Here is a 6,891-nt window from a genome sequence, read left to right on the forward strand (position 1 = left end):
CCCTGATGCAACTGCTGAGTCAAGGATCACGCCCCATGACGACCCAGATGTCCAACCTCGCGGCCAAGGCAGTAGCGGACTTAATCCGCAGCGCTGCTTCGGCTTTTGCCGCGATGGCCCCGCGCTTTAGTTTAATCGATAGGGTTTTGTCAAAATGACAACCCCATCCACGGAACGCATCCACCTTTGTCGCGCCTATGACATCCGGGCGGGGGCGGTTCCAGTCGGCGCGCGGCTGTTGGTCGACAGGCTATGGCCGCGCGGCATCGCTAAGACCGATCTGCCGATCGATGCTTGGTTGAAAGACGTGACCCCAAGTCCCACGCTGTGCAAATGGTTCGGGCATGATCCGGCAAGATGGGACAGCTTTAGTGAGCAGTATCTTGCCGAATTGCACAACAACCCCAAAGCTGTTGAAATCGCGCTGGACTGGTGCCGCAAGGGGCCAGTCACGCTGGTCAATGCCGCGAAGGACCGCTTTCATACCCATGCGCTGGTCTTGCGCGCCTATCTGGCTGCAAGCCTCGCCAAGGAGAGAACGCCATGACCGAAGGCCCGCTGCATACACCCGTTTGCTCGCTGCTAGGCTGTGATCTGCCAGTCCTGCTGGCCGGCATGGGCGGGGTCGCGCGCACAGAGCTGGTGGCGGCTGTGGCACAAGCCGGAGGGTACGGCATTCTGGGCATGGTGCGTGAAAGCCCTGAGTTGATCGCGCAAGAAATCGGCGCGGTGCGCGCGCAGACCGATCGGCCCTTTGCCGTGAACCTAATCCCATCTGCCACGGATCCGGCGCTGCTGGATGCTGAACTAGGTATCTGCCTTGAGCTTGGCGTGTCGGCAATGTGCTTTTTCTGGGATGTCGTGCCCTCGGCGGTGGCGCGAGCCAAGGCGGCGGGTTGCCTTGTGCTGCATCAGGTAGGCTCGCTAAGGGCCGCCCTCGCGGCCGAGGCGGCCGGTGCTGATGTGCTGATCGCGCAGGGGGTCGAGGCGGGCGGGCATGTGCATGGCACGGCCTCAGCATTTGTGCTGGTCGAACAGGTGGTGCGCGCGGTCAAGCTGCCCGTCATCGCCTCGGGTGGCTTCGCGACGGGCGCCAGTTTGGTTGCCGCACTGGCACTTGGCGCACAGGGTATCCACTGCGGCACGGCCTTTCTGGCCACGACTGAATCCTTTGCTCATGACGAGCATAAGGCACGCGTGCTCGCCGCAATGGCCGAGGACACTGTCCATACCGACATCTACGCGCTGAATTGGCCGCCCAATACGCCGGTGCGGGTAATCCGCAATTCGGTGATCGAAGGGCTTGGCCCCAATTTGATGGGGCACCGTCCCGACCTTCTGCCACGCGAAGTGATCGCGGCTGACGACGGACGTCCGCTGTTCAGATACAGCACCGACTCCCCCCTGCGTACAACCTCCGGCAATCTGGAGGCGATGGCGATTTATGCCGGACAAAGCGCTGCAATGATTGATACTTTGCCAACGGCAAAAGGGCGGATTGACGCAATCATGGCAGAGGCGCAGGTTTCCCTCGCCCGCCTTGCGATGATGTCAAAAGGAGAAGGCGCATGACCCGCGATACCGACCGTTCGCAAGGCTATGCCTCGCCTCCCTGCCTCGCGCATGAGATTGACCCGGCCTATTTCGACCCGTTCGTCGTGGACGAGGCACAGGCTCGCGATGTGGCACGCTGGCGCAAGGCCGAACGCAGGCGACTGCTGGCAGAGCGCGCCGCAATGCCGGTCTCGCTGCGTCAGGCCGCCGCCGAACAGATCGTACCACATCTGGAAGCCGCTGTTCTGAAGCGGTTAGGGCGGCTTGAACGGCTGACGATTTCAGCGTGGTGGCCGATCAAGGCGGAACTGAACCTGCGGCATTGGCTGACCGATCTGGTTGCACGCGGCTTAACCGTGGCGCTGCCAGTGGTGCTGACGCCTGCGGCGCCACTGGTGTTCCGCCCCTGGACGCCCGAGTGCGAGATGGTGCAAGGATTCTGGAAAATCCCGGTGCCTGCCGAGGGACCAGAGGTGATCCCGCAGGTAACCCTTGCCCCAGTGGTGGGATGGGATGCGGCTGGGTTCCGGCTTGGCTATGGCGGTGGCTACTTTGATCGCACACTGGCCGCTTTATTGCCGCGCCCCCTTGCGATCGGTGTCGGATTGCAGGCGGCAGAGGTGACAACGATCTTTCCCCAGCCTTATGACATTGCCATGGATGCCATCGTGACAGAGACCGGGCTGCACTGGCCAACCGGCCTTGATCCGGCCAATCTGCTCCCCACCAGTCTCAACTCTGACTGATCATCCGCCAGAAGAAAATCCCGCTCATTCCAAAGCCTACCAAGGCAATGAACCCGCGGATCACCGGTTTCGGCAGCGCGCGCGCCAGCGGCGCGCCAGCATAGCCTCCCGCGGTTGCCGCCATCATCATAACCACGGCCTGCGGCCAGGCAACCAATCCGGCTGAGGCGAAGACAGCCACCGAGATTGAAGACAAAAGAAAGCTCAGGCCGGATTTCAGGGCATTCATGCGGTTCAGATCCATCATGCCCCAAAGCGAGAAAAGTGCCAAAAGCACGATCCCCAGCCCGCCATTGAAGTAGCCTCCGTACAAAGACACGGCGAACAGGCCAAGCGCACCTTCGGCAGGGACGCCCCGCGATCTTGCAGCAGCCCATTGCCGCAATCTTTCCCCGAAAAGGAAGACCAGCGTCGCCGCCAATAAAAGAAAGGGAACCAGCACGGAAAACACATCGTTCGACGACACCAGCAACAGGCCGGATCCGACGAGCCCTCCGACGAGCGTAATCCAGACCAACCGGAACAGCTTTCCGCGCTCAAACCCGCCCAGTTCCTCCCGAAATCCCAAAACCCCACCAAGGTAGCCCGGAAACACCGCGACTGCGCTGGTTGCATTGGCCATCACCGGCGGCAGACCGATGAAGACCAGCGCGGGAAAGGTCAGGAACGTGCCCCCACCTGCGACTGTATTGAGGATACCCGCCCCAAAAGCTGCGGCCAACAAGACCAGCGTTTCCATGCCACCCCTTTTCTTCACTCTGACCTGCGAGCAATGCGCTGGCGGCATCTGTTCAGGGGCGCGGCAATTCGTCAACGATCCTCATGAACACCCGACTGGTCAACGTGACAAACGCCTCCAGCGTTATAGCTTCCGCGCGGCTGGCGCCCGCAAAAGCAAAGCGCCGTAAATCACCGCGAAACCGGCAAAGGCAGCAATCCACCCCAAACCTGCAAGATCATACAGCCATCCAGAGGCTTGCGGACATAGACCCGCACTAACCCTCGCAAAAACCGCGACCATGAGTGCGCCATAGATGGCAACAGTCTTGGGCCCCGCCACCAGAGGCTGTCCGGTATGCCCAAGTGTGGCGCGCGTCATCACCGCCAAAGTCATCATGCCGATGGTCCCTGCCATCCAAAGATGTTGCGCCGGGGCCGAACTGAAATGGTCTGGCCACAGGATCGCGCAGCCAACGGCCAACGCACCTAGCGGTAAAAAGCCGTAGGCGAGGTGAAGCACAAAGACCAAAGGTTCTGGAACGGTCCGATACCCCGCCCAACGCACCAAACGCGCCACATGGACGATGCCTGCGACCAATAGCGCCCAACCAGAGGCCGGATGCGTGGGCCACAGACCCCAAAGCAAAAGTGCTGCCAAAAGCAGCATAAGCGCCACCTTGTCGAACCGCCGCATCGGTGGTGTAGGCAGTCGCCCCACGCCCCGCTTCACCAACCAGTTGCGGGTAAACGACGGCACAATGCGCCCGCCGATAACCGCCACCATCATCAGCCCGGCTCCAAGACCAAGGCGCAACCCATAGCCCTGCGCCGCATTGCCCACCGTTGCCGCCTCCCAATGGAAAATCGCATTAGCCATGCCGAAAACCGCCAACATGCCGAGCACAATCAGGTTGCTCCAATTCTTGCCCGCGACAATTTCTCGCCCGATCATGAATCCCAGCGTGACGGGCAGAGCAAGGTCGACAAGCGCCACCAAAACCGCTGGCAACATCGCCGAGAATGCCACCGCAAGGCGGCCCGCCACCCAAATTGCAAACAGCCCAGCCAGCGGCCAGCCAACAATAGGCAACCTGCCGGTCCAGTTTGGAACTGCCGTCAGAAGAAACCCGGCCGAAATCGCAGAAAGATAGCCGAAAAGGAACTCATGAGCATGCCATGACACCGGATCAAAGGCCGTCGGAAGGGTGATTACGCCCGAAATCATCAGCACCCAAAGAAGCATGGCAAGCGCAGCCCATACCGCTCCGCCAAAGAAAAATGGGCGAAAACCAAAAGTCAAAATTGCCGGTCCACGCCAATTGCGCATTTGTTCTGCAGTCGTGCTCATCTGGTTTTTTCCCAAAATTAACAACTCGGTTCGGGCCAGTTGGAGAAAAGATGCCAGAGCCGTCTTGCGGTGAGGTCATTGAGGTGCGTGGAAGCAATCAAATTATATCCTTGCCTAGACTTAGTAATAGGTATTGTAAATACCTATTTAACGCTCGAAACCCTGCATTTGCCCCAATTCTTCCACCATTTGTGGATTGCGTATGGCGGTGTGTCAGGACGGCATTGTCAGGTAGTTTTGCGCGGCCAAGGGTCTGCGAACCACGTTCCTTCAATCGGCCAAGTATCTTCTCCCGCTTTCAAGGGCACAAGTGCGGTCCTTCGATCCGATTATTCAACTACCTATTGGCTCCATGATCCACCTTCAAAGCCGCCCTTAACAGAGCGAAACTGTAGTTGCGCAGCTTGTCGTTGATGCTCATTCGGGTTTGCGTTGAATGTCGCGTTGATCCTTGAACATTTCCCCAGCTCGTAACCTCAGAGCCAAATGAAAATGCTCCGCAAGATACTGGCAATTCGGCCACATCAACGCCATGCGATAAGAGCGCGTGCTGGCACCTTTCATGATGATAGGAGTGAAAATGCCGCGCCATGAACGAATGACAGCTTTAGGTAAGATACCGCAACCGCGCCGCCGCGTATGCATCGGGCAGCTTACCGCTCATTGCGTTGGCGAGAGTGAGAGGAGTGCCGGTTTTCCGTTGACGGGTTTAGGCTCGGGAGAGTGGCTCCCGGCGCCTGTCGCGGGAGATTACCGATGGGTGTTGTGGAAGTTCTGGACCCGATGCAGCCGACGAAGGCTGGAGGCTGGAAAGTGGATGTGAGCAAGGGTGAGCGGAAAGGGCGAGTGTCGTCCGAGTGGTTCAACCGGCCCGATGACGAGCGGTATCTGTCACTCGATGATCTTTGGGCGAATGTGAAGGGCCGGTCCGAGCGGAGCCGCAGCCGGGTGGTGCAGACGGCGGACATCCGGGTCGAGGCCGCGCGTGACAACGCCGAACGGCTGCACCTGGTCCTGCCGAAAGCGCACGAACCAGTCGCACCGACGCATTGGGCGTTCGGTCAGCTTGCCAGCATCGTCGGCGCCCCGGCGTCCTACCTGCGGCAGCTGCCCGCGCCGCTGGCAGGGATCAACCTGCAATACGGCCTGACCAACCACCGCGCCGAGCAGGTGAAGACTTTTGAGACGGAAGATGGCCGCACCGAACTGCGCGCGGTGACCGGCCCGGACTATGGCCGCATCCATGACCACGAGTTGGTCGAGGCGGTGCAACGCATCGCGGGCAATGGCACCGGCGACACGCGCTGGAAGGTGCCGGGCGTGCTCGACTGGTCGACCGGGGTCTACAACCCCGATGTCGAGATCAGCCGTGACACGACCACTCTCTATGCCTCGGATCGCGATGTCTTCCTGTTCCTGGTCGACGATCACAACCCGATCGAGGCGGGCAGGCTGCCTGACGGCTCCCCCGATCTTTACTTCCGGGGCTTCTACTGTTGGAACTCTGAGGTGGGGGCGAAGACCCTCGGCATGGCAAGCTTCTACCTGCGGGCAGTTTGCCAGAACCGCAACCTCTGGGGCGTCGAAGATTTCCAGGAGATCACGATCCGCCACTCGAAATACGCCGCCTCCCGCTTCGCCCACGAGGCGGCCCCGGCGCTGACACGGTTTGCCAACTCTTCGCCGCAGGGCTTCGTGAACGGCATCAAGGCGGCGCGGCAGCAGATCGTGGCGCGGACGGACGAGGACCGGGATGACTTCTTGAGGAAGCGGGGCTTCTCGAAGGCCGAGTCTGGCAAAATCATCGAGAAGGTGCTGATGGAAGAGGGCCGCCCGCCGGAGAGCATCTTCGACTTCGTGCAGGGCATCACGCGGCTTGCGCGCGACAAGACCCAGCAAGATGCCCGCCTCGACATGGAGGGGCGCGCCAAGAAGCTCCTCGACCGGGTCGGCTGAGGCCGCGCGTCATCCGCTTGACCGCCCAAGCCCGTTGGGCGGTCAGCTTTTCATAATTGCGCCGACGGCCCGCCCTTCGACAGGGCAGGGGCGTCGGCGTTTTCATTTTTCGGAGACTTCCCGTGACCCCGCATGAAGAAACCGTCATCCTTGAGGCCCGCGAAATCCTCGGGCGCTATCTGAACCAGAACCCAGTCCTCGGCAATTGGCAGGCTGTTCGCGATTACTGTGCGGTGGCCGTACGCGGCGAGGTGGAGCGCTTCCATGTTCTCTACCTCGACCGACGCAATCGCGTCATCTCGGACGAGCAGCTTTCGATCGGAACCGTGGACCATGTCCCGGTCTATCCGCGCGAGATCATTAAGCGGGCGCTTATGTTGAACGCAAGTGCCCTCATTGTGGTCCATTATGTGGCGCGCCACATAATGGATCTTTTGTGCCCCGTTTTCTTATGTGCCCCGAAGTCAAGATCGGTAGCTCTATCAATGGCTTCTGAGGCAAGGCTGGGCACATAACGGTGCATGCTTGTTGGCATCAGGTGTTTCTGGTTTTGGGCGACAGATGATT

8 protein-coding genes are annotated in these 6,891 nt (G+C 60.3%); 5 read left to right on the forward strand and 3 right to left on the reverse strand.

Annotated features, from left to right (window positions below):
• Positions 1–154: 154 nt before the first annotated feature.
• From Q7V03_RS12750 to Q7V03_RS12760, 3 genes are read left to right on the forward strand one after another with little or no spacing between them, the layout of a single operon-like run.
• Positions 155–547, forward strand: coding sequence for a DUF488 domain-containing protein (locus tag Q7V03_RS12750; protein ID WP_304925971.1), 393 nt, complete (start codon positions 155–157; stop codon positions 545–547).
• A complete protein-coding gene (locus tag Q7V03_RS12755; protein WP_304925972.1) occupies positions 544–1,572 on the forward strand; it encodes a nitronate monooxygenase family protein in 1,029 nt (342 codons plus the stop codon). Before Q7V03_RS12750 ends, Q7V03_RS12755 begins: the two co-directional genes overlap by 4 nt.
• Positions 1,569–2,300: a 5-formyltetrahydrofolate cyclo-ligase gene (locus Q7V03_RS12760; RefSeq protein WP_304925973.1), complete on the forward strand. Its 732-nt coding sequence runs from the start codon at positions 1,569–1,571 to the stop codon at positions 2,298–2,300. The genes Q7V03_RS12755 and Q7V03_RS12760 overlap by 4 nt, the downstream gene beginning before the upstream one ends.
• On the opposite strand, the gene Q7V03_RS12765 is transcribed toward Q7V03_RS12760, so the two are convergent.
• Entirely contained in the window at positions 2,287–3,039 is a 753-nt protein-coding gene (locus Q7V03_RS12765; RefSeq protein ID WP_304925974.1) for a sulfite exporter TauE/SafE family protein, read from the reverse strand. The genes Q7V03_RS12760 and Q7V03_RS12765 overlap by 14 nt on opposite strands.
• 123 nt (positions 3,040–3,162) lie before the next feature.
• Entirely contained in the window at positions 3,163–4,368 is a 1,206-nt protein-coding gene (locus Q7V03_RS12770; protein ID WP_304925975.1) for an NnrS family protein, read from the reverse strand.
• A gap of 756 nt (positions 4,369–5,124) precedes the next feature.
• Between Q7V03_RS12770 and Q7V03_RS12775 the strand changes: the two genes are divergently transcribed.
• Positions 5,125–6,324 (forward strand): DUF932 domain-containing protein, encoded by a 1,200-nt coding sequence (locus Q7V03_RS12775; protein WP_304925976.1) that lies wholly within the window; start codon positions 5,125–5,127, stop codon positions 6,322–6,324.
• A gap of 50 nt (positions 6,325–6,374) precedes the next feature.
• Here Q7V03_RS12775 and Q7V03_RS23895 read toward each other — a convergent pair whose 3' ends face one another.
• Positions 6,375–6,659, reverse strand: a complete 285-nt coding sequence (locus Q7V03_RS23895; RefSeq protein WP_370651122.1) for a hypothetical protein — start codon at positions 6,657–6,659, stop codon at positions 6,375–6,377.
• Between Q7V03_RS23895 and Q7V03_RS23900 the strand changes: the two genes are divergently transcribed.
• Positions 6,576–6,839, forward strand: coding sequence for a JAB domain-containing protein (locus Q7V03_RS23900; protein ID WP_370651121.1), 264 nt, complete (start codon positions 6,576–6,578; stop codon positions 6,837–6,839). The two genes, Q7V03_RS23895 and Q7V03_RS23900, sit on opposite strands and share 84 nt — an antisense overlap.
• Positions 6,840–6,891: the final 52 nt, after the last annotated feature.

It is taken from the genome of Cypionkella sp., from assembly GCF_030652235.1.
Classification (GTDB): Bacteria; Pseudomonadota; Alphaproteobacteria; order Rhodobacterales; family Rhodobacteraceae; genus Cypionkella.

Excerpts from the sequence above, each read along its gene's own strand:
- Q7V03_RS12765 (WP_304925974.1), bottom strand. The coding sequence starts at position 3,039 with ATGGAAACGCTGGTCTTGTTGGCCGCAGCTTTTGGGGCGGGTATCCTC.
- Q7V03_RS23895 (WP_370651122.1), bottom strand. The coding sequence starts at position 6,659 with ATGGTCCACGGTTCCGATCGAAAGCTGCTCGTCCGAGATGACGCGATT.
- Q7V03_RS12770 (WP_304925975.1), bottom strand. The coding sequence starts at position 4,368 with ATGAGCACGACTGCAGAACAAATGCGCAATTGGCGTGGACCGGCAATT.
- Q7V03_RS12755 (WP_304925972.1), top strand. The coding sequence starts at position 544 with ATGACCGAAGGCCCGCTGCATACACCCGTTTGCTCGCTGCTAGGCTGT.
- Q7V03_RS12750 (WP_304925971.1), top strand. The coding sequence starts at position 155 with ATGACAACCCCATCCACGGAACGCATCCACCTTTGTCGCGCCTATGAC.
- Q7V03_RS12775 (WP_304925976.1), top strand. The coding sequence starts at position 5,125 with ATGGGTGTTGTGGAAGTTCTGGACCCGATGCAGCCGACGAAGGCTGGA.
- Q7V03_RS12760 (WP_304925973.1), top strand. The coding sequence starts at position 1,569 with ATGACCCGCGATACCGACCGTTCGCAAGGCTATGCCTCGCCTCCCTGC.